This is a genomic window from Virgibacillus halodenitrificans (genome assembly GCF_001878675.1).
In the GTDB taxonomy this organism is placed as follows: Bacteria; Bacillota; Bacilli; order Bacillales; family Amphibacillaceae; genus Virgibacillus_Q; species Virgibacillus_Q halodenitrificans.
Window position 1 is genome coordinate 813,360 of the sequence record NZ_CP017962.1, and the last position, 26,391, is coordinate 839,750.

The following is a 26,391-nucleotide window of genomic DNA, read 5'->3' on the forward strand; positions in this document are numbered from 1 at the left end:
GGAGAAAGTAATGGCAATTTATAAATCTGTTCATGAGTTAATCGGTGATACTCCTTTAATAGAGATAACACACTTTTCTCTTCCTAGAGGAGTCCGTTTACTGGCAAAGCTTGAATATTTTAATCCAGGCGGAAGTGTTAAAGACAGGCTCGGCGTTGAATTAATTGAGGATGCGCTTCAAAGCGGCGCTTTGCAGAATGGTGGAACTATAATTGAGCCAACAGCTGGTAATACTGGAATTGGCATGGCATTGGCCGCATTGAATAGAAATCTTTCTATAATATTTTGTGTACCTGAGCATTTTAGTAATGAAAAGCAATCATTAATGAAAGCATTGGGTGCAGAAATCGTTCATACGCCAAAAAATAAAGGAATGCTTGGAGCAATTGAAAAGACAAAGGAAATGTTGAAGCAGATTCCAAACAGCTTTTCTCCACAGCAGTTTTCAAACCCAGCTAATCCAAGAACCTATTTTAAGTCACTAGGACCTGAAATATGGAAAGACCTTGGGGAAAATATTGACATATTCATTGCTGGCGCAGGTTCAGGAGGAACTTTTATGGGATGTGCGGCTTATTTAAAGAAAAAGAAACCTGCACTGAAAACGGTCATTGTAGAGCCAGAAGGTTCCATTATTGCGGGTGGAAAACCTGGCTCCCATTTAACTGAGGGCATCGGTATGGAATTTTTTCCACCTTTTTTTAAAAAGTCGAATATGGATATGGTCTATACAGTCTCTGATGAGGATGCATTTCAGATGGTAGGAGAATTAGCTGCGAAGGAAGGGTTACTTGTAGGAAGTTCGTCAGGAGCTGCAATGTTTGCAGCAATGGAAGAGGCGAGGGAAGCAAAACCTGGGACCACATTGGTAACAATATTCCCTGACGGAAGCGACCGATACCTAAGTAAACACATCTATGGATAAGGGGGAAGGTAAATGCGAAAAAAAACACAATATATTCATGCTGGAGTAACTGGAGATCAGGAAACCGGAGCCGTATCGGTTCCAATATATCAAGTTAGTACTTACCAACAGGAAAGTGCCGGAAACCACAGTGGCTATGAGTATTCTCGAACTGGAAATCCTACAAGACATGCATTAGAAACAACTATTGCAGAATTAGAAAATGGGAAAGCGGGTTTTGCTTTTGGGTCGGGGATGGCTGCCATCACATCTGTTATGATGCTGTTCAAGTCAGAGGATCATATCTTATTAACAGATGATGTGTACGGAGGTTCCTATCGCTTAATGAGCAAGGTCCTTAACCGTTTTAGACTTGATCATACGTTTGTAAATACAAGTGATCCAAAACAAGTAGAAGCATCTATTCAAAAAAATACAAAAGCGCTATATATAGAGACACCAACAAATCCATTACTTAAGATTACCGATATTAAAAGAATGGCAGAAATTGCTGCAAAACATGATTTACTGCTAATTGTTGACAACACATTTGCTACACCATATTGGCAACAACCCCTAAACTTAGGAGCAGATATTGTCTTGCATAGCGCTACAAAGTATATAGGTGGTCATAGTGATATAGTAGCAGGCTTGGTTGTGGTGAAATCAACTGAACTTGCGAAAGACATCCATTTCATTCAAAATTCAGCAGGTGCCATTTTAGGACCACAAGATTCTTGGCTTTTATTAAGAGGAATAAAAACGTTAGCACTACGAATGGAAGCAATAGAGACTAATTCTCATAAGATTGCTCGCTTTTTACAAGAACATGAAAAAGTATCTGATGTTTTCTATCCTGGATTAAAAAATCATCCTGGTCATGAAATTAGCAAACAACAGGCTCAAGGGTTTGGTGGGATGATTTCCTTTGATGTAGGAAGTGCCGAGAGAGCAGATCAAGTGTTAGCACGTGTTAACTACTTTACGCTAGCGGAAAGTCTTGGTGCAGTAGAAAGTTTGATTTCCATTCCTGCCCGAATGACGCATGCTTCGATACCTTTAGAAAGAAGAAGAGAGTTAGGGATAACAGATGGACTTATCCGAATCTCGGTGGGCATAGAAGATGGGGAAGACCTTATCGAGGATTTACAGAACTCATTGGCATAATTAAAAAAATGCCTTTACCTTAATAAAAATTCGAACTGATGTATCTTCATACCGAAGCATCGTTCGAATTTTTTTATGTAGAATTAGCTTTTTTGGAGCGGAAGCATTTATTTTTAAATGTTTATCTTTGACTATCTTTTTAGCAACCTCCGTTATATGTATGGCTTAAGAGATAGGAGAATTTGAGTCATTATGCTAGAATGGGTAACAAATAGACAAAATGGAGGCAGAACAATGAGTGAAAAAACGTTAGCCTATTTACAAGAAAAACGATCCAGCTTACTTGATAAATTGAATGAATTTTTATCTATACCAAGCGTAAGTACAAGTAAAGAGCATAAAGAAGACATTCATAAAGCTGCTGATTTTATTGTGAATTATTTAAACGAAATTGGTTTTGATAAAATAGAAAAACAGCAAACAAAGGGACACCCGCTTGTTTATGCAGAGTATAATGAAGCTGGGCCGGAAGCTCCGACCGTTTTATTTTACGGGCATTATGATGTGCAGCCTGTCGACCCCGTTGAGCTTTGGGAGAGCGACCCTTTTCAACCTGAAATAAGAGACGGTCGTTTATATGCTCGAGGTTCAAGTGATGATAAAGGACAGGTATTTATGCACCTGGCTGTTTTTGAAGCATTTATGAGAACAGAGGGGAAGCTGCCACTCAATGTAAAGGTATGTATTGAAGGAGAAGAGGAAATTGGCAGTGAGAATTTATATGAAATTCTCCAAGAGAAAAAGGAAATGTTTCAAGCTGATTTTGCAGTCATTTCTGACTCTGGAATGGTCGCTAAAAATCAGCCAACAATTTTGTATGGTTTGAAAGGATTCACTGGGATTGAAATCAATGTGACCGGGCCGGATCATGATTTACATTCAGGCATGTATGGTGGCGCCATTCGAAATCCACTTATGGCTTTAAGTCATATTCTGGCTTCCATGAAGAATCAAGATGAAGTCGTAACAGTAGATGGATTTTATAATGATGTGGAGCCCCTATCTGAACATGAGCGTAAGTTGATTGATCAAGTTCATAGTGAAGACTATACGATTTCAACCGGAGTTAAAGAAACGGTTTCAGAAAAAGGGTATACAGCGAAAGAGCATACAATGGCACGTCCAACTCTCGAAATTAACGGGATGTTTGGTGGCTATCAAGGAGAGGGAACGAAAACAATTATTCCTTCCTCTGCAACTGCTAAAATTACCTGCCGTCTAGTCCCCGGCCAGGACCCTGTAAAAATCCAACAGTTGCTTGAAGAGCATATTAATAAAGTGGCTCCAACTGGAGTTAACGTGGAAGTGAAAAAAGAAAAGCTTTCAGCCAAGGCGTATAAAGTAGAGCCAGAGCATGCGTTAATTCAAAAAGCAGCCGCTAGTTATTCAAAAGCATTTGGAAAGGATACTGTTTATGTAAGAATGGGCGGTTCTATTCCGGTTGCTGAATGGATAGAAGATATTTATAACATACCAATTGTTTTATTAGGTTTTGGTACACCAGATGATAGATTACATTCTCCTAATGAGAGCTTTCCAATGGACAGTTTTGAAAAAGGAATGGAGACACTAGTTTATTATTGGAATGAAGTTATTAAATAAGACAGAATAAAGGTTTGTTTAAAAGTACAAACGGGGTATGGAATAGTTATATGGAGAGGAGGGCTGGTTATGAAATTTGCAATTGTTACTGGGGTGTCCAGAGGCTTAGGACTGTCAATTGCTAAACTTTTTATGGAGCAAGGTGTTCATGTATTTGGCATTTCCAGAAATAAAACGGACCAACTGAGCAGGCATGCTGCCGATAATAATGTTATTTTCAAGCATTATAGTTGTGATTTAGCGGACAATTCTGCAATAAATGCAACAATCTCTGAAGTCATTGCCGAATTAAATGAACAGGAAGTAACAGGCCTTTATCTGGTTAATAATGCTGGTGTCATCGAGCCGGTTGATCAAGCTATGAATATAAGAGCAGATGACATAATTAATCATATTCAAATTAATCTCACTTCATCAATGCTTTTGATGAATGCATTTTTAAAGAAAGCTACAATGGATGATCTGCTATTTATTGGAGCCACAGTGTCCTCAGGTGCTGCTGAAAGGCCTGTAGATGGCTGGAGTGCGTATTGCAGTTCAAAAGCCGCTGTTAATATGTATACAAAAACAGTCGCCTTGGAACAGGATGAACGTAAAACAGAGAATAAAATAATTGCATTTAGTCCAGGCATTATGGACACGGATATGCAAAAACAAATACGTTCCAGTACCAAAGAGGAGTTTGCAGAAATCGATAAATTTAAAGCTTATAAAGAGAATGATTTACTGAGAAAAACTGACACCGTTGCAGGTGTTTTAGTAGACATAATTACAGATGAATCAAGTGTTATTAATGGGAAAATATATAATGTTACGGATTATGTATAAAGGAAAAAGACTCATTATATCCGCCCTGTCATATTTCCAACCTCTGCATACCATATATTAATTGAGGAGGGGAAATAATGAGTAAAAGTGGAGTAGGCTATGGAGGCGGGTTCGCCCTGCTAGTCGTATTATTTATTTTATTAATTATCATTGGTACTTCCTATACAGGCGGTTATGGTAGGGGATATTGTTAAAAAATTTATACTTCCGTACTATATAAAAAATGCAGAGGAACTCTCCTCTGCATTTTTCATTATATTCGCTGATGTGCATTTTGTTTTAGTTTACTTTTTAGAAGGTAATCTATAATTAGAATTGCCGTCACCAATAGAATTAGTAAAATTCCTGAAGTTAAATAAAGACCTTGTATGAAGGAGATATTCCAAACTAAAAGAACAAGTAAACCAAACAGTCCTATTTCAATAATAACTGCTATTAACCCAATCATTCTTGTCTTAAAAACCTCTTGCTCATCTGTCCAATTCAGTTTAGGATTATCCAAATCAAGATAGGTCCCTAGCATGCTTGTAAACCAACTGGAGAGTAACACAATAATGAGCCAAATGAAGGTTAGAGTAAAAGATAGTTTAAAGGCAAATATACAAGCTGCTAATATCAGTCCTATAGGAATAAGATTTATAATCCATGCAACTGCAATTTTGCTATAGAAAATTTGCTTAAGTTGTAATGGCAGGAATAAATTGGAATTCCAATCTTTCCCTTCCCTTGACACGGATGTATAGGATGTAGCATTTGCCCCTAATATAAACATCGAGGCCAAGAATAATACAAGTAATTGTTCTTTTGTTGAGAATATATCCATCATTCCTGTAACACTAGTGCCCGAATCAAGCATAAAAATAATAAACAGAAACACAGGTGCAAATAAGCTTTGAATAACACAATTCATTAAAAAAGTTGGCGTGCGAAAGATAACAAGTAGTTCTTTTCGAATATAGGAAAGCCAGACAGAGCGCTTTTTAATATGTTTAGATACCGTACCAGTTGTTTTTTTATGTGACTTTTTGTTTCCGGTCCCCAACAGCCCTTTTATATACCAAATTTGCCCAAGGCTTATAAAAAGAAGAAATGCAATGCCAGTGAGAATTAATATACCGAGAAAGAATAGCAGTCCCCCACTTGCTAGGGCCATTGTGCTGAAATAAGCTGGTGGGTAGAAGGAAGTAATGAGTTTGAGTAACCCGTCTTTTTCCTGTATATAACTGGCTACATCTTGCATCATCATCTCCGTGTCTGTATTTAAACGCACGACAACGTTGATTAAAATAATAAAAGACAATGAAGCAATCCCAGCAATGATCTTGGATCTTTCTTTATTTTTGGTGATATTTACAAATCTCATTACGAACATCAATAAGATGGAAGCAATCGAAAATGGGATAATCGGTAATAAAATAAATAGAATAAATCCAATTATATAATAGAAAAAAGAAGCACTGGCGGCATTTCCATAATACAGAAAGGCTGGCAGATAGATTGCGGCGCTCGTTATGTACAAATAGATAAAAGGTTGAGCTGATTTTCCTAATAATAGCTGATATCCATGAAACGGATAAGGAAGAAATGAGATGATATCTTCTGCGAAATAAAAAGCACTTAGCACAGTAATAAAACTCATGAAAAATAATAGCACATGCATAATGACAAATAGTAAGCCAATAATGACAGTTTCTTGCCCTAAAGGGTTTAGAGCTTCATAGAGTGTATTTATAATCTCTCTTAATGAAGATAAATAAAAAAAGACAAGTGGAATAAGAAACAAGGCAGCAACAACGACTAGCCCAATTTGTGAATTGCTTTTTCCTGCTCTCGAATAATGCATTTTCAATATCGTTTTAATTATTAACCATGTTCTACTCATCACTCGTGAGCTCCAGAAAAACTTGTTCTAATGATTGGTTTGTCTGAAATTGTTTACGCATCTCTGTTAAGCCACCGTAAAAAATAAGCTCTCCATTTTTGATGATAGCAACTTCATCACATAGCTGTTCCACTACCTCAAGACCATGACTGGAAAAGAAGACAGTTTTCCCTTTATCCGCATGTTCACGCATCATTTCTTTAAGCATATAAGCAGATTTAGGGTCTAAACCGGTTAGTGGTTCATCAAGAATCCAGATGTCGGGATCATGCAGAAGAACACCAGTAACAATAATTTTCTGTCGCATACCATGGGAATATGTTTGAATATAGTCTTGAAGAGCTTCATAAATATTAAATTGGGTAGTCAGTCGTTCAATTCGTTCTTTTCGGGTGGTTTCAGGAACTTCAAATATATCTCCAATGAAATTCAAATAATCAATACCTTTTAACCTTAGAAACATATCGGGTTGATCAGGTACATAACCAATGTGTTGTTTCGCTTGAATGGGCTCTTTCTCAATATCAAAGCCATTTAGTGTAATAGTACCTGCATCTATGGGTAATATACCTGTCATCATTTTAATGGTGGTAGATTTCCCAGCACCATTTGGGCCAAGAAATCCAATAATTTTACCATCAGGAATGGTTAAATTCATTGATTTAATTCCAGCAAAATCTTTACTTACATCATTAATCTCGATCATAGAATCCCCCTAATCACTAATCTCTTTTATGTATTGGTGAGTATATGGTAAACTTTATGGTGGTTACAATTATCGAAAAGTACGTTATGAATAGTTTAACATAGTTAAATGTTTTTGAAGATACAGGAAAGGAAGAAATAGATGATTACAAGAAAAAGCAAACGTGAAATAGAAAAAATGCAGGCAGCAGGAGATATTCTCGTTAAATGTCATAAAGAAATAGCCAAAATGATTAAGCCTGGGATAACTACAATGGAAATCGATGCCTTTGTTGAAAAGTTTCTTGAAGAACACGGAGCAACTCCAGAGCAAAAAGGATATAGTGGATACCCATATGCTATCTGTGCCTCCTTAAATGATGAGATTTGTCATGGTTTCCCACGTGATGAAAAATTAATTGATGGGGATATCATAACAATTGATATGGTAGTAAATCTTGATGGTGGTCTTGCTGATTCAGCCTGGACGTATGCTGTTGGTAATGTTGATGAAAAAGGACTGCGGCTTATGGATGTAACCAAGACTGCATTGTATAAAGGGATTGAACAAGCACGTGCAGGGAAACGCATAGGAGACATCGGTCATGCTATCCAAACCTATGCCGAAGAGGAAGGCTTTTCAGTTGTTCGTGACTTCACCGGACATGGGATTGGCCCAACGCTTCATGAGGAACCGCATATTCCTCACTTCGGATTGCCAAATAAGGGTCTTCGGTTAAAAGAAGGAATGGTCATCACGATTGAACCAATGATTAATGAAGGAGATTGGCAAAGCCAGATGGATCAGAACAATTGGACTGCCAGAACAATTGATAAAGGACGATCTGCGCAATATGAGCACACCCTTGTAATCACAAAGGATGCCCCACTAATTATTACTGATCAGGATAAATAGGGAAAGGGTGTTATAAAATGCGAGTAGTCTCCATTTGTCCAAGTAATACCGAAATAATGGCTTATTTGGATAGAACAAATTTACTCGTTGGAGTAGATAACTATTCTGATTGGCCAGAATCCATAACAAACTTACCAAAAGTGGGCCCGGATCTGTCAATTGATATGGAAAAGGTAGCAGACCTTAACCCAGATCTTGTGCTCGCTTCCTTGAGTGTACCAGGAATGGAGAAAAATATAGCTGCTCTTGATGAAAAAGGATTGCCCTATATCATTCTAGACCCGAATTCACTAAAGGAAATAGCAGATGATATAGAGAAAGCCGGGCTCGCCATTGGTGAGGAAGAGCTTGGTAAGCATAAAAAAGAAGCATTTTTAACCGATCTGCAATATTATCGAGAGCAGGCGAAGGTAAAATCCGCTAAGCCTTCTCTCTATTGGGAATGGTGGCCAAAGCCTGTATTTACTCCGGGTTCTGTTAACTGGTTAACAGAAATTAGCGAATTAGCTGGCGCTGAAAATATTTTTGCGACTGAGAAAACTGCTAATTTCCAAACCGATTGGGAAGAAGTGAAGAAGCGGGACCCTGATCATATCTGCATGGTATGGGTAGGGGTAAAAGAAGAAAAAATGAATCCAGCTTTGGTTAGAAAGCGCCCTGGATGGGACAAGATGAAAGCAATTAAACTAGATAACATTCATGTACTTGAAGAATCATTATTTTGCAGGCCATCCCCTCGTTTATTAGAAGGATTACGTAAATTAAAAAAAGCAATCAGCTAAAAAACAGGCTACTCCTCATAGGGTAGCCTGTTTTTTGAATCTAAACTACTAAAAAAGTTATCTATATACGCTTGGAAGATCATCTATCGCCATTGATTTCCATTACAGATGAACGCTTTCACACCTCCGGGTACAAGCGCGACATCTGTTCGTAACCTCACAGTGTCTTCTTTGCCGCCCGGCATGGCTTCAGCCGCTTCCTCCGCTACGCTCCGTCCAGGGTCTTCAGCTCATGCTATTCCGGCAGGAGTCGTGGGCCAACAGGACGTTGGTCATGCAATCGTTGCCACAGGACGTGGCGTTTTTAGATTGCCATCTTCCATTCCAATCAATTGGTATGGACTTTTATCTAAGTTTAAAGTTTGCTCAATTATTTTTTTTGACAAATATATTATCACTTCGATATTTCTAACGCATCCTAGCGAAGGGAAAATATGAAGACTCCTCAAAAATGGAAATACTCATTTTTTTCGTGCGATGCCTTGCTGACGTAGCTTTCCTTGTCCTGCGGGAAAAGCGAGACTAGCGAGACCCCACAGAACGGAACGTTAGTGGAGTTCGAGGAGGCTTGCAGGCCGCCCGCGGAAAGCGTAATATTTTCCTGTAGCGAGATTAAAAAATCATATCCACTAGTTCGCATTTTCTTCCAACTTTACAGAAAGGAACAGATCTTTATCTTTCAATTTATGTGAAAAATAATATTGCATTGTAATGAATAAGTCGCTAGTTTTTTAGCTTTCTTCCGCCAAAGACCATTGTGATAATTGGACTTAGTAAGCAAAAGAAGGCGAATGGTAAGTAAGTTAATACTGGTACGCCTAATACATCTGCAATAAATACACCACAAACACTCCAAGGAACCAATGGATTTATTACTGTTCCGGCATCCTCCAATGTCCGTGACAGTGATTTCTTAGAAAGGCCAGCTTTTTCGTATACTCCTTTAAAAGTTTCACCAGTTAGCATAATTGAAAGGTACTGTTCACCAATAGAAACGTTCACGCCAATTGCTGTAGCTGCTGTTGACAGTATAATGGTGCGCGTTTTCCTTAGTTTGGTTTGTAAAGAGAGGAGGATAGCTGGAATGATACCCGTAACAAAGAGCAATCCTCCGAAGCCTAACGCTACTATAACAAGAGAAATGGTGAACAACATACTGTTTATTCCACCCTTCGTTAATAAATCGTTAACAGGTTGAAAATCAGTCGTTGCAGTATAACCGTTAAACCAAACGTTCCAAATCTCGCTCCAAGGCAACACATCTCTTATTCCAGCTATAAAAGTTGCGACAACACTACTTAACCCCAAAGCGAGAAAGGCTGGTGTTTTTAAAATCGTGCATAAAATAATAACGAGTAACGGAATCCATGAAGACCAGTGAATTAATCCGGTGGCTTCAAGAGCCATTTGGTAATTATCTCCTGTACCCATCGGCATGCTCTCATTAGGTGACAATAGAGCAAATAGAATAAAGGAGATAATAAATGCTGGGATTGTTGTCAAGCTAATGTGTTTAATATGACCAAATAAGTCAACACCTACAATTGTGGATGCTAAATTGGTCGTATCAGATAAAGGCGACATTTTATCGCCGAAAAAAGCCCCGGAAACAATAGCTCCAGCAGTTATGGCCATAGAAGCATCCAATGCTTCACTCATGCCTATAAAAGCTACGCCGATGGTTGCTGTGGTTGTTAAAGAACTCCCCATTGAAACACCGATAATTGCCGTAGCTGCAAATACAATGGCATAAAACCACGTACCCTCAATAAGTGTAAACCCAACATTTATTAATGATGGAATCGTGCCACTGACGATCCAGCTGCTGATCAAAATACCGATAAGTAAAAATAAAAATATTGCCCCCATACCGGCTCTGGCTCCTTCAGTCATCCCTTCCTGAAGTTCTGTGAAAGCTATTTTCTTCATGAAGCCATAGACAATTAAAAGAAAAATCGCAAGTATAATTGGAACATGCGGGGGAGCGCCAATAGCAATAATAAAGTAGCTTATCAAACTAATAAGAATCAGAAAAGAAATGATAGCTTCCGTTAATGGTGGATGATGTTTCGGTTTAATAGGAAACATGGTGAACCTCCTCTAGGTTGAAAAATAAAGTACAAAAAAGTTTTATAATTTCTCATTAAATAAAAAAGCTTCGCCCCCTATAGAAAGGGACGAAGCTGACTCCGCGATACCACCCTGATTGTTGAAGAAATTCTCCAACCACTCATATAAAATAAATCCGAGTTAATGGATGTGTACTTCAATTATTTCCTGCCAGAGTTTTCACCAACCACTCTGTCTCTTCTTTCTGCTCAGATATAATTTACTTTCATCCGGGATTGTCATATTCAATTAGATTATTATCGAATATAATATGCTTTAGTGATTTTGTCAATGGAAAATAGAGAGGTGAAATCTTTTTAAAATTAAAAAAATACGTTATAATAATTTGAATTGCAGCTTCAGGGGGGAAGATGATGAATGAAAATATTCTCGATAAACAGGAGCAATCGAATAGCTCAAGGATGATAAAAAAAGGTATAGCAGCTGGATTTCCGATTATGGTTGGCTATTTACCAATCGCGTTAACTTATGGTGTATTGGCAAAACAGTCGGGCATGACATTAACAGAATTAACGTTGATGAGTGTGATGGTGTTTGCAGGAGCAAGTCAATTTATGGGTGCAAACATGATTGCTCTAGGGGCTGGCGCAGCAGAAATCATTATAGCTACATTTGTTTTAAACTTCAGACACTTTGTTATGAGTCTTTCCTTTATGAATCGCTTACGAGGCATGGAATTAAAATGGAAAGCACCGCTATCATTAGGACTCACAGACGAAACGTTTGCTGTCTCGGCATTACATACGGAAGAGGCTAATAAAGATAAAGGAGCTTTATTTTATACAGCTCTTATCTTAACCGCTTATTTATCTTGGGTAATAGGATCATTTCTCGGTGGTGTTCTGGGGGATATCATACCCGAAAAGCTTAGTCAGAGTATGGGGATTGCGTTATACGCTATGTTTATAGGTTTGCTTGTGCCGTCTGTGAAAAAGGAATTTAAATTAGGATTAATCGCACTAGTTGCCATGCTAATTAACGCATTATGCATTCAATTAGGGATGAGTACAGGGTGGGCAATTGTAGCTGGTACTATTATTGGTGGTATGAGTGGCATCTACTTATTGAAGGAGGAAGTAAAATGATACTTTTTATAATCGTAGGTATGTGTATTGTAACTATGATACCAAGACTCCTTCCAGCCTTTATTGTAGATAAATTGCAATTTAAAGATTGGGTAAATCGATGGCTGACCGCTATTCCCTTCGCTGCATTGGGAGCACTGATTTTTCCTGGAATACTATCCGTTCGACCTGATCAGCCACACATTGGTCTTATTGGAGGTTTAGTGGCAATCGGATTAGCATATATCGGTTTGAATGTAATTCTAGTTGTAGCAGGAGCTATAGCAACCGTTTTTCTATTCACTTTATAAAATAAAACAGGACCATTTAATGAAATGATCCTGTTTTATTTATATGGCTCTATATGAATTTGTGCATGGTTAATATTATGTTTTTTATATAGGTATTCTTCTATTCGATCGGATATATTGTGACTTTGTTCTACATTAAGCGCACCATCTACAAGGATAGTAATATCAATGAAAGCCTGATTGCCATGAATCCTTCCCTTCACATCCACCACTTCTTTAACATCAGGATCTCTTTTAACACTTTCTTTAATCTGCTTTATCTGCTTTTCATCAAAACCATCTGTCAATGTATGAGTAGAGTCTCTAAAAATCTCCCAGGCAGTTTTACAAATAATGAAGCCAACGAGTAATCCTGCTAATGGATCAAGCCAAAAAAGTCCAAATTGAGAACCGGTAATTCCGATGAAAGCTCCTATACTTACAAGCGCATCTGAACGGTTGTCCTGTGCGGCTGCAAATAAAGAACTGCTCTGTATCTTGCGAGCAAGATTAACATTATATAAGTACACCAAAAACATAATAATCGCAGCACCCAATGCAGTCCATGCTGTTAACATATTAGGTTGAGAAACTTCGTCTAATAACATTTTTTTTAATGTCTCAACGATTACTTGAACACCGACCAACATCATAACGAATGCGGCAAATAATGATGCGATAGTTTCAGCTCTGTAATGGCCATAATGGTGATCTTCATCTGGAGGCTTCCTGGAAATTTTTAAACCAATTAACACAGCAACCGAAGCGATAACGTCAGTAGTATTATTTAGCCCATCTGCTCGTAACGCGTCCGAATCTCCTTCATGAGCGATAATTAATTTTATAATTGCAAGACATAAATAGGTGATAATACTGATCCATGCACCCTTTTCACCTTTTTTTAAGTTATCCGAATGATCCATCTAGCTTCCTCCATTTACTACGTCCCTAGATACTTACATAGTCTACCAAAAGCATAGTTGGTGGGTCTAGAGAAACAAACAATACCATGGCTATATGTATTGTAAACAGATAAGTATGTTTCATACGGCAAACATTTTCTAGTTTATCAAGAAGCGCAATAAATAATAATTAAACTTTTAAATAAAAACTGTTGCAATCATTCCGAAAATTATGGATAATAGTATTAAAGGACCAAGGGGGTCTTGACATGAAAAAGCAAAAAGTAGTATTTCGATTTCTAAGATACGAGGGTGAGAGTAAAACAGCTAAACGCGAGGTCTCGTTTGAAATGCAGTTTGCTTCACGATTATTGTTAGACGAACTTTGCTTTAATGTAAATAAAAACCATCTTGAAGAAGCAATCAATGATGCGATTGACACTGGTAATGAAGAGTTGTTCATAAAATTAAGTGAAGAATATAGGCATTTTATTTGGGAATAAATCATACTTTAAGAACCTTGCCTTTTTAAGAGGTGAGGTTCTTTGTATGGGCAGAAAGAAATATTATTAGTCGAAAATGTAAGCGATTATCTTTCTAATGAATTTATTGCAGTTAATTTTAAAAGAAATCATGAAACGATGTGAGGGAGACATTTATTTTGATATGCTTACAAGTAAAGGGGGGTAAATGATGAGAAAGAAAACGGCTTTTAGCTGGATGCTTTATGACTTTGGGAATTCTGCATTTGCTACAACAATTATGGCTGCAGTCTTGCCTGTATTTTATTATGATGTAGCTGCTGTAGGAGTAAATGAGAATCTTGCTGCAAGTTTTTGGGGTTATTCTCAATCTATTGCTGTACTGATTGTAGCAATATTGGCACCTGTTCTCGGAGCGATTAGTGATTATTCTGCAGCAAAGAAAAAATTCCTTCGTTTTTTTGCATATATGGGAATGATTGCAAGTGTTCTGCTTGCATTTGTAGGGGAAGGAGATTATATATTTGCTTCTATTTTACTCATCGTGGGCACAATTGGTTTTTCTGGGGGAAACGTTTTTTATGATGCCTTTCTTCCGGAAATTGCTAATGAAGATGAAATAGATAAAATTTCCACGGCTGGTTTCGCTTGGGGCTATATTGGTGGAGGACTGCTATTAGCAATAAATATATTAATGATATTAAAACATGATTGGTTTGGCATTCCTAATGCTACAGTTGCTAGTCAATTATCCTTTGCAACTGTAGGTGTATGGTGGTTTTTGTTTTCATTACCATTGTTTAAAAATATTCAAGAAGAGAAAAAGGTTCGTGCTAAGAGAGAGCAGTCGTATATAGCAATTGGATTCACACGAGTCACATCTACATTTAAAGAAATAAAACAATACAAGCAATTATTGATTTTTCTATTAGCATTTTGGATGTACAATGATGGTATTTCAACTATTATAAAAATGGCTACCATTTATGGCAGGGATATTGGAATAGATGGAAATTCGTTAATTGCTGCCTTGCTGATAACGCAGTTTGTAGGTATCCCGTTTACTTTTTTATTTGGTTCAATCGCAAAAAAGTTTACAGCTAAGAAGGCATTAACCTTTACGCTTTATTTTTATATGGGTATTGTTGTACTGGGTTATTTTATGACTTCTGCTTTGCACTTTTATTTGTTGGCAGTATGCGTTGGTTTGGTGCAAGGTGGCGCGCAATCCTTAAGCAGATCGATATTTGGCCGAATGGTACCAGATAATAGGCATGCTGAGTTTTTTGGTTTTTATGGTATATCTTCCAAGTTTGCAGCAATCTTTGGCCCATTTTTATTTGCATTGGTTGGTCAGTTAACAGGTTCAAGTCGCTTAGGTATTATTTCCCTAATCATATTTTTTATCGGAGGTATTATTCTATTAAAGTTTGTTAATGTCGAGAAAGGTATGCAGGAAGCAGCACTTCAAACCAACGTTCAAGATAAAGTGGAGATAAAACAAAAATAAAAATCTAACTAATAAGGAGACTCAAGCATTTGGGTCTCCTTACAAATGTTTATACAATCGGTTCAGCGTATCGATTTTCAAGCTGAAGTGATAAAGGTTTTCCCGTATCATAAGAAATATCATCAATTAGGCTGTGGAGGTATTTACTTGAAGTATCTTTATCATTCCAATAACGCTGTACTTCAGATAATATTTCGTACCCCTCTGCCTTTGCTTGACTATAAAGATCGATGAAACTATCTGTAAAACGCTCGTTTGTTGCGGGATGATACCATACTTTGTTCTGCATATTTAAATAGTCTTTTTCGTTTTGAATTGGTTGATGTGAAAAAGAAGAAATTAAATTGCTAAATACAATATTTTTCCAACCATACGGATCAGACAGGAGGCGCAGAGCAAGCTTCATATCTTTGTAAGATTTTTGAATATAATGAGCAGATTCTTGTTTAAGCTGAGAATAGTTTCTCTGTATCGCCTCATATAAAAAAACAGATAGTTCTTTATCTAAATTAAATCCGACGTCAATTTCTTTATAAACAGGTGTCTTCCATGTTTTTAGATTGTGATATTTCTCCATAAGCAATGTATCAATAATTACTTCGAGTTTTTGGTGTTTATTCCCTTCATAACCCGCTCTGTAATGAATGTAAGGGTGGGTGTTCCTGTCAAGAATATGATGTGTGATAAAACCATATACATATGCTTTTATATGTTCACTCTTATTTTTAGCAGAAGTAATCAGATCAACTAAAAAACCTCCACATTTTTCTGTGTGCAGTAAATTCCCAATCTCCTGTACAGGACCTTCTTTAACCCACGGCCAAAAGTTATGATAAAAAAATGGGTCAGGACCTTGAGCACCCAATTTCATGTAGTTTTCATACTTCGAAAACGGATAGGGTTTCTTAACAGCATCAGCAACCTCTTCACAAAAAAGTATGTGTGTCCAGATGTTTGGCATAGAGCAATCCTCCTCCTGAATTATTTTTAGATGGAAGACCTCTATTTGTTTTTCATTCCTTCTAAAATCTGTTCCAACTATTTTCTTTGTCTTCCAGTATATACTAATACACTCTTAAACAAGTATAAAAGAAAACCATCTTATATGGAAAGCGGAATAGGTACAATTTTGTGTCAATAAAAAATCCGCTAAGCTTTTCTTTCTTTTCATATCTATATTTTTTGGTACAATAGAAGAAGATTTATAACAAGTATTTATACATAGGGAGGAACCATCGATGGAATATCGCGTGGAAAGAGATACAATTGGAGAAATTAACGTACCAGCAGATAAGTATTGGGGTGCACAGACACAGAGAAGTAAACAAAACTTTCCTATTGGAACAGAGAAAATGCCAAATGAAATTATTAAAGCGTTTGCTATTTTAAAGAAAAGTGCAGCAAAAGCTAACAGTGACTTAGGTTTATTAGATGCTAAGAAAGCAGAAGCGATCGAGTATGCAGCCGATCAAGTACTTGAAGAACAATTAAATGATCATTTTCCTTTGGTTGTTTGGCAAACTGGCAGTGGTACCCAATCGAATATGAATGTGAATGAAGTGATTGCATATGTTGGAAATCAGTGGCTGGGGAAGCAGGGGAGCGACCTTTCTTTACATCCTAATGATGATGTGAATAAGTCACAAAGTTCTAATGACACTTATCCAACAGCCATGCACATTGCATCCGTATTAAAAATGGAGGATGTCGTTTTACCTGCAATCAGAACATTAAAAGATACATTAAAAGTAAAAATGGATCAATTCCAGGATATAGTGAAAATAGGGCGCACTCATTTACAAGATGCTACTCCGTTAACACTCGGCCAAGAAATCAGCGGGTGGCATCGAATGCTGGAAAAGTCAGAGTCCATGGTGGAAGAAAGCCTTCACTATTTAAAGGAGTTAGCTATTGGTGGTACAGCTGTAGGGACAGGATTGAACGCACATCCTGAGTTTTCAGAACGAGTTTGTGAAGCTATCAATAATTTTACTGGTAAGAATTTTATTTCTGCTCCAAATAAGTTTCATGCGTTGACAAGCCATGACGAAACTGTATATGCGCATGGGGCATTAAAGGCGTTAGCAGCAGATATGATGAAAATTGCTAATGATGTACGTTGGCTAGCTAGCGGTCCACGCTGTGGTATTGGCGAAATAACGATACCTGCTAATGAACCTGGGAGTTCTATTATGCCAGGTAAAGTTAACCCAACACAGAGTGAAGCTGTAACAATGGTGGCAGCTCAAGTAATGGGAAATGATGCTACAATTGGTTTTGCTGCAAGTCAGGGGAACTTTGAGTTAAATGTGTTCAAACCAGTGATTGCTTTTAATTTCTTACAATCCTGCCAAATTCTAGCTGATAGTATTGTGTCTTTTGATGAACGTTGTGCACAAGGAATTGAACCTAACCACGAACAAATTGAAAAGTATCTTAATGACTCACTTATGCTAGTAACAGCATTAAATCCACATATCGGTTATGAAAATGCTGCGAAAATTGCTAAGAAAGCTTTTGAGGACAATTCGACATTGAAAGAAACTGCGGTGGAGTTAGGGTTACTAACCGAAGAAGAGTTTGAGAAGTATGTAAAACCAGAAGAAATGACACATCCAAAATAAATTAAATGACAAAACTAAAAAACCCATCATTGATGGGTTTTTTATTATGTATCCATTTTAAAAAAATTACATTGTCCGGTTTAGCAATCTCAGTAAAAACTGAATCTTGCCCAAGACACCTCTGCTAAAGCCTTGCTTAAGTTGTTTTACCTCCATGTCTTCCTCTTTTTCTAATATGGAAACATAGCTACAATTTACCAAAATTATTTCGTAATAAGATATGGGATTCTGCTTACACTATCTATTACAGGAGGTGATAGACATGGCTAATAACAACAATTCAAACCAATTAGTAGTTCCAGGAGTACAACAAGCTCTTGATCAAATGAAGTATGAAATTGCTACTGAGTTTGGTGTAAACCTTGGTGCTGATACAACTTCTCGTGCTAACGGTTCTGTTGGTGGAGAAATCACAAAGCGTCTTGTACAAACTGCTCAGCAACAAATGAGTGGCGGACAATACAAATAATGATGGTAAGGGGAAAGCCTTGAAGGCTTTCCCCTAAATTTTTAAATAAGTTATAAAACATTTGTAGCTTTTGCTTTTCCGATTTTATCTAATTCTCAGCTCTGTTTCAGCATCAAAGAAATGGGCACTATTCATATCAAAAGCGAGTGTAATGTTTTCTCCACCGTTTATATCCGTACGGGAGTCAACTCTTGCAACGAAATCCTGATCATTAATTTTTGAATACAAGTAAGACTCAGCACCCATTAATTCTGCTACATCAATTGTTGCAGTTATGGCGGTGTCGCTGGATGCATTAATAAATGCAGGTTCATCATGGATATCTTCGGGGCGCACGCCGAGTACGACATCTTTACCAACGTAATTTTGCTGACGAAGTATTTTCATTTTACCTTCTGGAACTTTTACTTTTATATCTTCAATCTCAAAGTGGCTTTCCGTTAATTTCCCTGTGAAAAAGTTCATGGATGGGGAGCCGATAAATCCACCAACAAAGACATTTTCCGGATTATCATATACATCTTTAGGTGCACCAACCTGTTGAATAATCCCATCCTTCATAACTACAAGACGGGTTGCCATTGTCATTGCTTCTGTCTGGTCATGTGTTACATAAATTGTTGTTGTTTGCAGACGTTGATGTAGCTTTTGGATTTCTGCACGCATTTGTACACGGAGCTTTGCATCCAGGTTGGATAGAGGTTCATCCATTAAGAATACTTTCGCATCACGAACAATTGCTCTTCCAAGTGCCACACGTTGTCTCTGCCCGCCCGATAGTGCTTTTGGTTTACGATCAAGATAAGCTTCCAGGCCAAGTATTTTTGCAGCGTTTTTAACACGGCTGTCAATTTCATCTTTTTTAAATTTACGTAGTTTTAATCCAAAAGCCATATTATCATACACATTCATATGCGGATATAATGCATAGTTTTGGAATACCATTGCAATGTCGCGATCTTTAGGAGCTACATCGTTCATTTTTTTATCATCGATGTATAGCTCTCCACCAGTAATTTCTTCTAATCCGGCAATCATGCGTAAAGTGGTTGATTTACCACAGCCAGAAGGACCGACAAATACAATAAATTCCTTATCCTCGATATGTAGATTAAAATCATCAACCGCAACTACCTTTTTATCATATGATTTTTGAATATGTTCTAAACGTAATTCAGCCATCTTTTCTCCTCCAATTATGTAAACGTTTTTATATTATATCTAAATTATAGTAAGGAATCAGAAAAATAAAAATAGTAAACATGCACAAAGTTTTTACACTTCCCTGTGCATGTTTACTAAAATTGTTAGATAAACAGTAAATGCCTGATGAAATTCTCTTAAATCAATCCCTGTTTTATCAAAAAATTTATCAAGCCGGTATTGTAAGCTATTTCGGTGCATATGTAATTCTTTAGCCGCTACGGAAACATTTAAGTTACATTGAAAAAAGGTAAGAATTTCTCGCAACAAATCTTCATCAGATCTACACTCTTTTAGTATTAAAGAAATGAGCTCTTCTTGAAAGGGCTCTTCCATTTGATCAATAAGAAGATAAGGTAGTGCTTCAGTAAAGCTAATTACTTGTTTTTCAGTGTCTGTGAATGTGGTGCGTGCACTATCTATAAGTGTCTTATAGTGTGTGCTGGCGAAATCAATAGATGTCATTGAAGGTCCAACTAAAAAATTGATTTTCACATAAAGATCACTCATAAGTACATCAATGATTTGTTCATAGGAGACCCATTCTTCTGTTAAGTTACTAATCTCCTCAATTAAAATCCCCTCATTTTCATTTTCCCACAAAATTGGTATGGAATTATAAAAAAGAGTTTCCATTGATTCTTTAAATTTTATTGGGCTAATCTGATTATGTTTAAATATAAAGTAAACAAATCTGTAGGTCTTGGGGAGAGCCTTGATTTGCATTTTCTCACCATTTATTATTTTTCGCCATTCCACTTCTTCAGATGTAGGAGGCGGAAATTGAATAGAATAAGGTTGTAGGAAAGTATCAAGGATATTGTTTTCCTTTATCGTAAGTTCCTTTTCCTCTATACCTATGATGTCTTTGTTATTGGTAATAAACCATTTGTATGTATCAGGAGGGTAGTATTCATGCTCGTTATATAAAATGAGAGAAGGGAAAATTCGTTTTAACTGTTGAATCATTATAAAACCTCCACAAGGATGACTTTGTATAATTATAGCAATAGTTTATGTATTTAAAAATGAGAATGACGAAATAATCGATACTTTTAAATGCTATACAGGAACCAACACGTTTGTTATAGTGAGTAGGAGTAAGAAAAACGGAGGAGGAAATTTTGTGCCTAACATTTATGATAGTGCTTATGATTTAGAGAAAGCAATCCGCGAAAGTGAAGAATTTAAAGATTTGAAAAACGCTTATGATGCAGTAATGAATGATCCAACTGCAAAGCAAATGTTCGAAAACTTCCGTGATACTCAAATGGCATTACAAGAGAAACAGATGCAAGGTCAGGAAATAACAGAAGAAGAAGTAGAAAAAGCACGTCAAGTTGTAGAGCTTGTCCAACAACATGAAGAGATTTCAAAGTTAATGGAGCAAGAACAGCGCCTTAATTTAGTTATCAACGATGTGAGCCGTATTATTACAAAGCCTTTAGAGGAATTATACGGTATGCCGGAAGAGCCAACTGAATAACACTTGCTTCCATCAGAGAAAGAACTCAAAACCTGCAATGTATTTTGCAGGTTTTTTTGATACTTAGAAATGAGTAATAACTAAAAACAAGGTATTGCTTTAATCTGGAAATATTTCATCGTATTTTGTGATTATTATTAGAGTATGCAGGATTTTCTTTAGATGAAATAGAAATCATAGTGAGTAGTCTATTTTATTTGTAAAGGGGTTTTGATAATGAGTACTGTAATATTTGAATCAAAAAACAATGTTTCCTATATTTATTTGAATCGCCCGGAGAGGTATAATGCCCTAAATAAGCAAATGCTTGAAGATTTACTTTTTGTACTTGAAGATGTTGAAAAAAATGAAGATCGAGTTATTATCCTTGCTGGAAAAGGGAATGCCTTTTGTGCAGGCGGAGATATTGGAATGATGGAAGATTTTGCAGAGAAGAAGTTTTTCGATGAGGTAATGGATTTAATTGGAAAAGTAGCTTTAAAGCTTTATATGATGCCCAAAATAGTCGTATCTGCAATTCAGGGATCAGCAGCGGGATTAGGATTGAGTATAGCCTTAACTGCAGACTATGTGGTAGCACAAAAGGAAGCAAAGTTGGGTATGCTTTTCATTGGTATAGGATTAGCTCCAGATGGAGGAGGGCACTTTCTTCTAAAGGAAAGACTTGGCACGCAAATGGCGAAACAGTTTATCTGGGGGTTGAAGCAGGTTGATGGCGCCCAGGCAAAAAGTATGGGCCTTGTTGATATGGTTACAGAGGAATCTGTAGGGGAATATGCAGCCAAATTCGCAACTAAGTTAATGACAACACCACTTAAAGCTATGCTGAAAACCAAAATGTTATACCACTCTAAGAACAAGGAAGAGTTGGTTAATTATCTTAATGAAGAGCATAAGATCCAATGGGAGCTTAAAAATACAAAGGATCATAAGGAAGGTGTTCAGGCTTTTCTTGAAAAAAGGAAGCCACATTTTAAAGGGAATTAGTAATGTAAAGGTTATAAGTAGCAAAGAAGAAAATAGCCGAACTAGAGTCATAACTAGAAGTTACGAAACAAGTTCGGCATTTACTTCAATAAATTACTTTTCACTTTCACCCAAACTGAATTTTATTATCTGTGAAACAAAATAAGCTTAGCCTCTGGTGATACACAACGATGTGTATGGTCATTATAGCCTTCTTCGGACAATCGTGCCTGGCCAACTTCTTTCGCTTCTTCGTCTGTTCCAGCAGTGAATGCTTCATCAAGTAGCTTTTCACCTGTTTGATTAAAAACCGTTAAATTATAAGTTCTCATTGTAATTCCTCCTAGAAGTCTTTAAAATATGATCTACATTTATGGTTAATAGTAAGCTTAAAGCAATTCACACTATAGAAATGCTGCAAAGTAACTTTTTGGGAGGCTAAACGGCTTTTCTAGAATCAATTACTAAAATCTACTTAAATAGGTTTAGATGATAATATATCGCCATTGCATTCCATTACAGATGTACGCTTTCACACCTCCGAGCACAAGCGTGGCATCTGTTCGTAACCTCACAGTGTTTTTCCGTATCGGTGTTATTTAGCCATTTTGGATTAACGAATAAATAGCTTTTCTCTCCTTCGCATATTCCTCCAACTATGTACTATTACGCATTGTCGATCATTTTTCCCTCACCAATATATAGTAGAACAGTAAAATTCCTATAATTATTTATTCTGTATATATTATTAAAATCCTGCAAGGAAAGTAAATTTAAGAAATAAAATCTCTAATCCATTCCTCCTATTTGTAAAGATAAATGTTAAAATAAAAAAATGAAACATAATTCCAAGTAATTACGTAAGAAACAGAGGGGAGGAGAGGTAGAATGGTTTTAAAATTAAATAAAGTGACAAAAAGATTTGGTACACACACAGCAGTTGATCAGCTGTCATTAGAAATACCTGAAAAAGAGATGTTTGGATTTCTAGGTGGAAATGGGGCTGGAAAAACAACCACATTCCGAATGATTCTCGGACTGCTAGACGCAACAGAGGGTGAAATTTCCTGGAATGGTGAAACAATAAACTACAATAAAAGTCATTTGATCGGATATTTACCAGAGGAAAGAGGATTATATCCCAAGCTCACAGTAAAAGAGCAATTGATTTATTTAGGGAAATTAAGAGGTATGCACAAGAATGATGTGCTTAAAGGCTTAAAGGGCTGGCTTGATCGATTTCAGGTCCCTGAGTATTTAAACAAAAAGGTGGAAGAGCTATCGAAAGGGAATCAACAGAAAATTCAATTTATATCAGCTGTCTTGCATGAACCAAAGCTTCTTATATTAGATGAACCCTTTTCTGGTTTAGACCCAATTAATGTCGAAATGCTGAAAGAAGCAGTAGTGGATTTGAAAGAACAAGGCACATCTATCGTATTTTCTTCACATCGAATGGAACATGTGGAAGAGTTATGTGAACAATTATGTATTTTGCATAAGGGAAAACAAGTCGTTCAAGGATCACTGAAAGAGATAAAACGATCCTTCGGTAAGAAAAACTTAATTATCCATGCAGAATTCCCAGTAGAATTTTTAGCGGAGCTTCCAGGTGTCCTTCACTATAAGAAAGTTATGGAAGGGTGCGAACTGCAAATTGAACAGGAAGCAGTATCACAAGAGATATTTCAGGCATTACAAGGAAAAGGCTTTGTGCGCAAATTTGAAATAGAAGAGCCTTCTTTAAATGATATTTTTATTGAGAAAGTAGGTGCTTCGTATGAATAAATTTTGGATTATACTTTCACATACATACATGTCTCGAGTGAAAACTAAATCGTTTGTAATTAGTACAGTGATAACACTATTACTTATTGTAGGGATGGCAAATTTTCAATCTATTGTTGACATGTTTGCAGACGATCAAGCTGATAAAATTGCCGTAATAGATGAAACGAATGAACTGTTTGATCCGCTTAATCAACAAGTTGAAAATACCGATGAAAATATTCAACTGATTTCGTATGAAGGTACAGTCGAGGATGGAAAAAATGCTGTCCAAGATGAGGATTATAGTGCATTGCTTGTGTTAGATTATAATGACAGCATGCTGCCGAAAGCTTCTTATTTTGCGAATAATATTTCTGAAGCAGGAAAGCAAATGACGCTGACACAGCAACTGCAGCAACTTAAAATTTCTATGGCAACAGAGCAGTCAGGTATAAGTGAAGAGATGCTGGCAATGATCAATGCACCTGTAGATTTTCAAGCAGATGCCCTTGATAAAAGCGCTAAAACGGATGAAGAATTAAATCAGGCAAGAGGAATTGTATATGTCATGTTATTTTTATTATATATGTCCGTGATGCTTTATGGACAAATGATTGCAACAGATGTGGCGACAGAAAAATCCTCGCGTGTCATGGAGATCCTAGTATCAAGCGCATCCCCTGTGACCCATATGTTTGCAAAAATAGTTGGTATCGCCTTATTAGGACTTACACAAGTCATCTTATTTATTGGGGTAGGTTATTTTCTAATCTCAAGCAAAAAAGATGAACTTACCGGCGGCTTTTTTGAAATTTTTGGCATACAGGATACCTCTCCGACCGTTTATCTATACGCTATTTTGTTCTTTATATTAGGCTATCTTTTATATGCTACCCTAGCTGCTATGCTCGGATCTTTAGTGAGCAGGGTTGAAGATGTTCAGCAATTAATTATGCCAATGGTCTTCCTAATACTTATCGCTTTCTTTATCGCAATGTTTGGAATTGGGACTCCAGATTCGGCGCTTGTAAGAATCAGCTCATTCATTCCGTTCTTTACACCAATGGTAATGTTCCTGCGTGTTGGAATGCTGGATGTCCCAGTTTGGGAGGTTTCTCTTTCAATCGGTATTTTGATTGCATCTATCATTCTGTTAGCAATTATAGGCGCAAGAGTTTATAAAGGTGGCGTACTAATGTATGGACGCTCCAGTTCATTAAAGGACTTAAAAAAAGCAATTGTATTATCGAAGAAAGAATAATTTATCAGATAAGCCAAAAGCCGAACTGTGTTCGAAACTTCTTCATAATGTTTCGAAGCACTTCGGCTTTTTTTATTCTATAGTTCTGCTATATATGTGGGGGTTGAAGCACAAAATACCTTTAGACCTCAATATTTGCAGAAGAACATATCCTTTCTGAGTCGTTTATTCAGCGAACGTGCATTCGTGTCTTGTTTTTGGTAAAATAAACATACGAAATATACGAAAAGGAGGATTGACCTTGGTTAAGCAAATTTCTTTTATTCATGCCGCAGATTTGCATTTAGATAGCCCCTATAAAGGCCTGTCTTACACCCCTTCAGCTATTTTTGAACAAATCAGAGAGAGTACCTTTCATGCGCTGGAGCATCTTGTAGATGCAGCGATTAGAAAGCAGGTTGATTTTGTTTTAATCACTGGAGATTTGTTTGATAATGAGCGACAAAGCCTGAAAGCACAAGTTAGGTTGAAGCGGGCATTTGAAAAATTGGAAGCATATCATATAAATGTCTATATGTCCTATGGAAACCATGATTACATAAAAGGAAATATCCACCCTGTTGCCTATCCATCTAATGTTTACATTTTTCCAGAAGAAAGAGTTAGTCATTTTACTTATACAAAAAATGATGAAGAGCTAGCGGCTATATATGGATTCAGTTATGAAAACAGAGCAGTCCTTCAAAATAAAGTTTCCGAGTATGAAATAAAGGATGACACAATCCCGTTTCATATTGGTATGCTTCATGGCAGTATTCAAAATAACACGGAGCATGATCACTATGCCCCTTTCCAGTTAAGTGAATTGGAAAGAAGAAACTTTCATTATTGGGCACTTGGTCATATTCATAAGAGACAGATCCTAAAAGAAGATCCCCCAGTCGTCTACTCAGGTAATACCCAAGGGCGCCACCGAAAGGAAACGGGTGAAAAGGGATGTTATCACGTTATATTGACAGAAAATGATGTGGAAATGACTTTTCTTCCATTACAGGCAATCAAATTCACCTCCATTATGGTAGATGTTGATGATTGTAACGATATTTTTGAGTTGGAAAAAAAACTTCAAACTAAAATAGAACAAATTAGTAGTGATGTACCTTCTCTTTTGGAGCTTACACTTTTAAGTACAAATGAAATTCATAAAGAATGGACCAGGGAAAGTTTGATTGATGAGGTTATAGAATTAGTTAATGAGCCAGCAACAGTGAAGCATAATTGGTTCTATATCTATAAATATGAAATGAAAATTAATACTCCGTTCAATGCTATGAATTCATATACAGGAGACCCTTTTACAGAAGAATTAGTCCATCAAGGAGAGAACTTTCCAGTAAAAACTTCCGTCGGAGAATTATATTTACAAAAAAAGGCACGTAGATACTTGGAAGTCTTAAGTAAAGAAGAAGAAGAGACGATTAAACAGGAAGCATTGGAATTAGTTATAAATGAACTTCATCGGAAATGAG

Annotated in this window: 26 protein-coding genes; 18 read left to right on the forward strand and 8 right to left on the reverse strand. The window is 36.8% G+C overall.

Translation table 11 applies throughout. The features are described 5' to 3' along the window. Positions 1-10 precede the first annotated feature (10 nt). The 5 genes from BME96_RS04165 to BME96_RS04185 all read left to right on the forward strand — a co-directional run bounded on the left by BME96_RS04165 (position 11) and on the right by BME96_RS04185 (position 4,695). A complete protein-coding gene (locus BME96_RS04165; RefSeq protein WP_071648380.1) occupies positions 11-925 on the forward strand; it encodes a PLP-dependent cysteine synthase family protein in 915 nt (304 codons plus the stop codon). 12 nt (positions 926-937) lie between these two features. Continuing rightward, positions 938-2,071: a bifunctional cystathionine gamma-lyase/homocysteine desulfhydrase gene (locus BME96_RS04170; RefSeq protein WP_071648382.1), complete on the forward strand. Its 1,134-nt coding sequence runs from the start codon at positions 938-940 to the stop codon at positions 2,069-2,071. Between the two features lie 234 nt (positions 2,072-2,305). Then, positions 2,306-3,673, forward strand: a complete 1,368-nt coding sequence (locus BME96_RS04175; RefSeq protein WP_071648384.1) for a dipeptidase — start codon at positions 2,306-2,308, stop codon at positions 3,671-3,673. 69 nt (positions 3,674-3,742) lie between these two features. Continuing rightward, on the forward strand, positions 3,743-4,501 hold the full coding sequence (locus tag BME96_RS04180; protein ID WP_071648386.1) for a (S)-benzoin forming benzil reductase: 759 nt from the start codon (positions 3,743-3,745) through the stop codon (positions 4,499-4,501). Between the two features lie 77 nt (positions 4,502-4,578). Further along, positions 4,579-4,695: a YjcZ family sporulation protein gene (locus BME96_RS04185; RefSeq protein ID WP_019379330.1), complete on the forward strand. Its 117-nt coding sequence runs from the start codon at positions 4,579-4,581 to the stop codon at positions 4,693-4,695. 59 nt (positions 4,696-4,754) lie between these two features. Here the strand turns inward: BME96_RS04185 and BME96_RS04190 are convergent, their stop codons facing one another. Both BME96_RS04190 and BME96_RS04195 read right to left on the reverse strand, forming a co-directional pair. Further along, a complete protein-coding gene (locus BME96_RS04190) occupies positions 4,755-6,383 on the reverse strand; it encodes a hypothetical protein (protein WP_071648388.1) in 1,629 nt (542 codons plus the stop codon). Beyond that, positions 6,376-7,089: an ABC transporter ATP-binding protein gene (locus BME96_RS04195; RefSeq protein ID WP_071648390.1), complete on the reverse strand. Its 714-nt coding sequence runs from the start codon at positions 7,087-7,089 to the stop codon at positions 6,376-6,378. Before BME96_RS04195 ends, BME96_RS04190 begins: the two co-directional genes overlap by 8 nt. 141 nt (positions 7,090-7,230) lie before the next feature. On the opposite strand from BME96_RS04195, the gene map reads away from it, so the two are divergent. After that, the gene (gene map, locus BME96_RS04200) at positions 7,231-7,983 is read left to right on the forward strand and encodes a type I methionyl aminopeptidase (RefSeq protein WP_019379333.1); all 753 of its coding nucleotides are present in this window, start codon (positions 7,231-7,233) and stop codon (positions 7,981-7,983) included. A gap of 17 nt (positions 7,984-8,000) precedes the next feature. Beyond that, entirely contained in the window at positions 8,001-8,765 is a 765-nt protein-coding gene (locus BME96_RS04205; protein ID WP_019379334.1) for a cobalamin-binding protein, read from the forward strand. A gap of 723 nt (positions 8,766-9,488) precedes the next feature. On the opposite strand, the gene nhaC is transcribed toward BME96_RS04205, so the two are convergent. After that, positions 9,489-10,853: a Na+/H+ antiporter NhaC gene (nhaC, locus tag BME96_RS04210; protein ID WP_071648391.1), complete on the reverse strand. Its 1,365-nt coding sequence runs from the start codon at positions 10,851-10,853 to the stop codon at positions 9,489-9,491. A 395-nt stretch (positions 10,854-11,248) separates the two neighbouring features. Here nhaC and BME96_RS04215 point away from each other — a divergent pair, with 395 nt between their 5' ends. Together BME96_RS04215 and BME96_RS04220 are read left to right on the forward strand one after the other, a co-directional pair. After that, on the forward strand, positions 11,249-11,980 hold the full coding sequence (locus BME96_RS04215) for an AzlC family ABC transporter permease (protein ID WP_060681551.1): 732 nt from the start codon (positions 11,249-11,251) through the stop codon (positions 11,978-11,980). Beyond that, on the forward strand, positions 11,977-12,270 hold the full coding sequence (locus BME96_RS04220) for an AzlD domain-containing protein (RefSeq protein ID WP_071648392.1): 294 nt from the start codon (positions 11,977-11,979) through the stop codon (positions 12,268-12,270). The genes BME96_RS04215 and BME96_RS04220 overlap by 4 nt, the downstream gene beginning before the upstream one ends. 35 nt (positions 12,271-12,305) lie before the next feature. Here BME96_RS04220 and BME96_RS04225 read toward each other — a convergent pair whose 3' ends face one another. Continuing rightward, positions 12,306-13,172 carry a cation diffusion facilitator family transporter gene (locus BME96_RS04225; RefSeq protein ID WP_071648393.1) on the reverse strand — a complete coding sequence of 289 codons (867 nt, stop codon included), beginning with the start codon at positions 13,170-13,172 and terminating at the stop codon, positions 12,306-12,308. Positions 13,173-13,420: 248 nt separating this feature from the next. Between BME96_RS04225 and BME96_RS04230 the strand changes: the two genes are divergently transcribed. Continuing rightward, positions 13,421-13,654, forward strand: coding sequence for an IDEAL domain-containing protein (locus BME96_RS04230; RefSeq protein ID WP_071648394.1), 234 nt, complete (start codon positions 13,421-13,423; stop codon positions 13,652-13,654). A 190-nt stretch (positions 13,655-13,844) separates the two neighbouring features. Beyond that, complete coding sequence (locus BME96_RS04235) at positions 13,845-15,143, forward strand: MFS transporter (RefSeq protein ID WP_083547412.1); 1,299 nt, start codon at positions 13,845-13,847, stop codon at positions 15,141-15,143. Positions 15,144-15,192: 49 nt separating this feature from the next. On the opposite strand, the gene BME96_RS04240 is transcribed toward BME96_RS04235, so the two are convergent. Continuing rightward, the gene (locus BME96_RS04240; RefSeq protein WP_071648396.1) at positions 15,193-16,104 is read right to left on the reverse strand and encodes a zinc dependent phospholipase C family protein; all 912 of its coding nucleotides are present in this window, start codon (positions 16,102-16,104) and stop codon (positions 15,193-15,195) included. A gap of 277 nt (positions 16,105-16,381) precedes the next feature. On the opposite strand from BME96_RS04240, the gene fumC reads away from it, so the two are divergent. Both fumC and BME96_RS04250 read left to right on the forward strand, forming a co-directional pair. Beyond that, positions 16,382-17,767, forward strand: coding sequence for a class II fumarate hydratase (gene fumC, locus BME96_RS04245; protein ID WP_060681561.1), 1,386 nt, complete (start codon positions 16,382-16,384; stop codon positions 17,765-17,767). A 262-nt stretch (positions 17,768-18,029) separates the two neighbouring features. Beyond that, the gene (locus tag BME96_RS04250) at positions 18,030-18,236 is read left to right on the forward strand and encodes an alpha/beta-type small acid-soluble spore protein (protein ID WP_019376154.1); all 207 of its coding nucleotides are present in this window, start codon (positions 18,030-18,032) and stop codon (positions 18,234-18,236) included. Between the two features lie 84 nt (positions 18,237-18,320). On the opposite strand, the gene BME96_RS04255 is transcribed toward BME96_RS04250, so the two are convergent. Both BME96_RS04255 and BME96_RS04260 read right to left on the reverse strand, forming a co-directional pair. Next, the gene (locus BME96_RS04255; RefSeq protein WP_071648397.1) at positions 18,321-19,418 is read right to left on the reverse strand and encodes an ABC transporter ATP-binding protein; all 1,098 of its coding nucleotides are present in this window, start codon (positions 19,416-19,418) and stop codon (positions 18,321-18,323) included. 93 nt (positions 19,419-19,511) lie between these two features. Next, positions 19,512-20,408 carry a PucR family transcriptional regulator gene (locus BME96_RS04260; RefSeq protein ID WP_071648398.1) on the reverse strand — a complete coding sequence of 299 codons (897 nt, stop codon included), beginning with the start codon at positions 20,406-20,408 and terminating at the stop codon, positions 19,512-19,514. Between the two features lie 157 nt (positions 20,409-20,565). Between BME96_RS04260 and BME96_RS04265 the strand changes: the two genes are divergently transcribed. Both BME96_RS04265 and BME96_RS04270 read left to right on the forward strand, forming a co-directional pair. Further along, positions 20,566-20,925 (forward strand): YlbF/YmcA family competence regulator, encoded by a 360-nt coding sequence (locus BME96_RS04265; RefSeq protein WP_019376157.1) that lies wholly within the window; start codon positions 20,566-20,568, stop codon positions 20,923-20,925. Between the two features lie 216 nt (positions 20,926-21,141). After that, complete coding sequence (locus BME96_RS04270) at positions 21,142-21,912, forward strand: enoyl-CoA hydratase (protein WP_071648399.1); 771 nt, start codon at positions 21,142-21,144, stop codon at positions 21,910-21,912. Positions 21,913-22,037: 125 nt separating this feature from the next. Here the strand turns inward: BME96_RS04270 and BME96_RS04275 are convergent, their stop codons facing one another. After that, positions 22,038-22,223, reverse strand: coding sequence for a YhzD family protein (locus tag BME96_RS04275; RefSeq protein ID WP_071648400.1), 186 nt, complete (start codon positions 22,221-22,223; stop codon positions 22,038-22,040). Positions 22,224-22,779: 556 nt separating this feature from the next. On the opposite strand from BME96_RS04275, the gene BME96_RS04280 reads away from it, so the two are divergent. From BME96_RS04280 to BME96_RS04290, 3 genes are all read left to right on the forward strand, one after another. Further along, the gene (locus BME96_RS04280) at positions 22,780-23,679 is read left to right on the forward strand and encodes an ABC transporter ATP-binding protein (protein ID WP_071648401.1); all 900 of its coding nucleotides are present in this window, start codon (positions 22,780-22,782) and stop codon (positions 23,677-23,679) included. Beyond that, complete coding sequence (locus BME96_RS04285; RefSeq protein ID WP_071648402.1) at positions 23,672-24,922, forward strand: ABC transporter permease; 1,251 nt, start codon at positions 23,672-23,674, stop codon at positions 24,920-24,922. The genes BME96_RS04280 and BME96_RS04285 overlap by 8 nt, the downstream gene beginning before the upstream one ends. Positions 24,923-25,163: 241 nt before the next feature. Beyond that, positions 25,164-26,390, forward strand: a complete 1,227-nt coding sequence (locus tag BME96_RS04290; protein WP_019376162.1) for a metallophosphoesterase family protein — start codon at positions 25,164-25,166, stop codon at positions 26,388-26,390. The last annotated feature ends 1 nt before the right edge of the window (position 26,391 follow it).

Excerpts from the sequence above, each read along its gene's own strand:
- BME96_RS04165 (WP_071648380.1), top strand. The coding sequence starts at position 11 with ATGGCAATTTATAAATCTGTTCATGAGTTAATCGGTGATACTCCTTTA.
- BME96_RS04170 (WP_071648382.1), top strand. The coding sequence starts at position 938 with ATGCGAAAAAAAACACAATATATTCATGCTGGAGTAACTGGAGATCAG.
- BME96_RS04175 (WP_071648384.1), top strand. The coding sequence starts at position 2,306 with ATGAGTGAAAAAACGTTAGCCTATTTACAAGAAAAACGATCCAGCTTA.
- BME96_RS04180 (WP_071648386.1), top strand. The coding sequence starts at position 3,743 with ATGAAATTTGCAATTGTTACTGGGGTGTCCAGAGGCTTAGGACTGTCA.
- BME96_RS04185 (WP_019379330.1), top strand. The coding sequence starts at position 4,579 with ATGAGTAAAAGTGGAGTAGGCTATGGAGGCGGGTTCGCCCTGCTAGTC.
- BME96_RS04190 (WP_071648388.1), bottom strand. The coding sequence starts at position 6,383 with ATGAGTAGAACATGGTTAATAATTAAAACGATATTGAAAATGCATTAT.
- BME96_RS04195 (WP_071648390.1), bottom strand. The coding sequence starts at position 7,089 with ATGATCGAGATTAATGATGTAAGTAAAGATTTTGCTGGAATTAAATCA.
- map (WP_019379333.1), top strand. The coding sequence starts at position 7,231 with ATGATTACAAGAAAAAGCAAACGTGAAATAGAAAAAATGCAGGCAGCA.
- BME96_RS04205 (WP_019379334.1), top strand. The coding sequence starts at position 8,001 with ATGCGAGTAGTCTCCATTTGTCCAAGTAATACCGAAATAATGGCTTAT.
- nhaC (WP_071648391.1), bottom strand. The coding sequence starts at position 10,853 with ATGTTTCCTATTAAACCGAAACATCATCCACCATTAACGGAAGCTATC.
- BME96_RS04215 (WP_060681551.1), top strand. The coding sequence starts at position 11,249 with ATGAATGAAAATATTCTCGATAAACAGGAGCAATCGAATAGCTCAAGG.
- BME96_RS04220 (WP_071648392.1), top strand. The coding sequence starts at position 11,977 with ATGATACTTTTTATAATCGTAGGTATGTGTATTGTAACTATGATACCA.
- BME96_RS04225 (WP_071648393.1), bottom strand. The coding sequence starts at position 13,172 with ATGGATCATTCGGATAACTTAAAAAAAGGTGAAAAGGGTGCATGGATC.
- BME96_RS04230 (WP_071648394.1), top strand. The coding sequence starts at position 13,421 with ATGAAAAAGCAAAAAGTAGTATTTCGATTTCTAAGATACGAGGGTGAG.
- BME96_RS04235 (WP_083547412.1), top strand. The coding sequence starts at position 13,845 with ATGAGAAAGAAAACGGCTTTTAGCTGGATGCTTTATGACTTTGGGAAT.
- BME96_RS04240 (WP_071648396.1), bottom strand. The coding sequence starts at position 16,104 with ATGCCAAACATCTGGACACACATACTTTTTTGTGAAGAGGTTGCTGAT.
- fumC (WP_060681561.1), top strand. The coding sequence starts at position 16,382 with ATGGAATATCGCGTGGAAAGAGATACAATTGGAGAAATTAACGTACCA.
- BME96_RS04250 (WP_019376154.1), top strand. The coding sequence starts at position 18,030 with ATGGCTAATAACAACAATTCAAACCAATTAGTAGTTCCAGGAGTACAA.
- BME96_RS04255 (WP_071648397.1), bottom strand. The coding sequence starts at position 19,418 with ATGGCTGAATTACGTTTAGAACATATTCAAAAATCATATGATAAAAAG.
- BME96_RS04260 (WP_071648398.1), bottom strand. The coding sequence starts at position 20,408 with ATGATTCAACAGTTAAAACGAATTTTCCCTTCTCTCATTTTATATAAC.
- BME96_RS04270 (WP_071648399.1), top strand. The coding sequence starts at position 21,142 with ATGAGTACTGTAATATTTGAATCAAAAAACAATGTTTCCTATATTTAT.
- BME96_RS04275 (WP_071648400.1), bottom strand. The coding sequence starts at position 22,223 with ATGAGAACTTATAATTTAACGGTTTTTAATCAAACAGGTGAAAAGCTA.
- BME96_RS04280 (WP_071648401.1), top strand. The coding sequence starts at position 22,780 with ATGGTTTTAAAATTAAATAAAGTGACAAAAAGATTTGGTACACACACA.
- BME96_RS04285 (WP_071648402.1), top strand. The coding sequence starts at position 23,672 with ATGAATAAATTTTGGATTATACTTTCACATACATACATGTCTCGAGTG.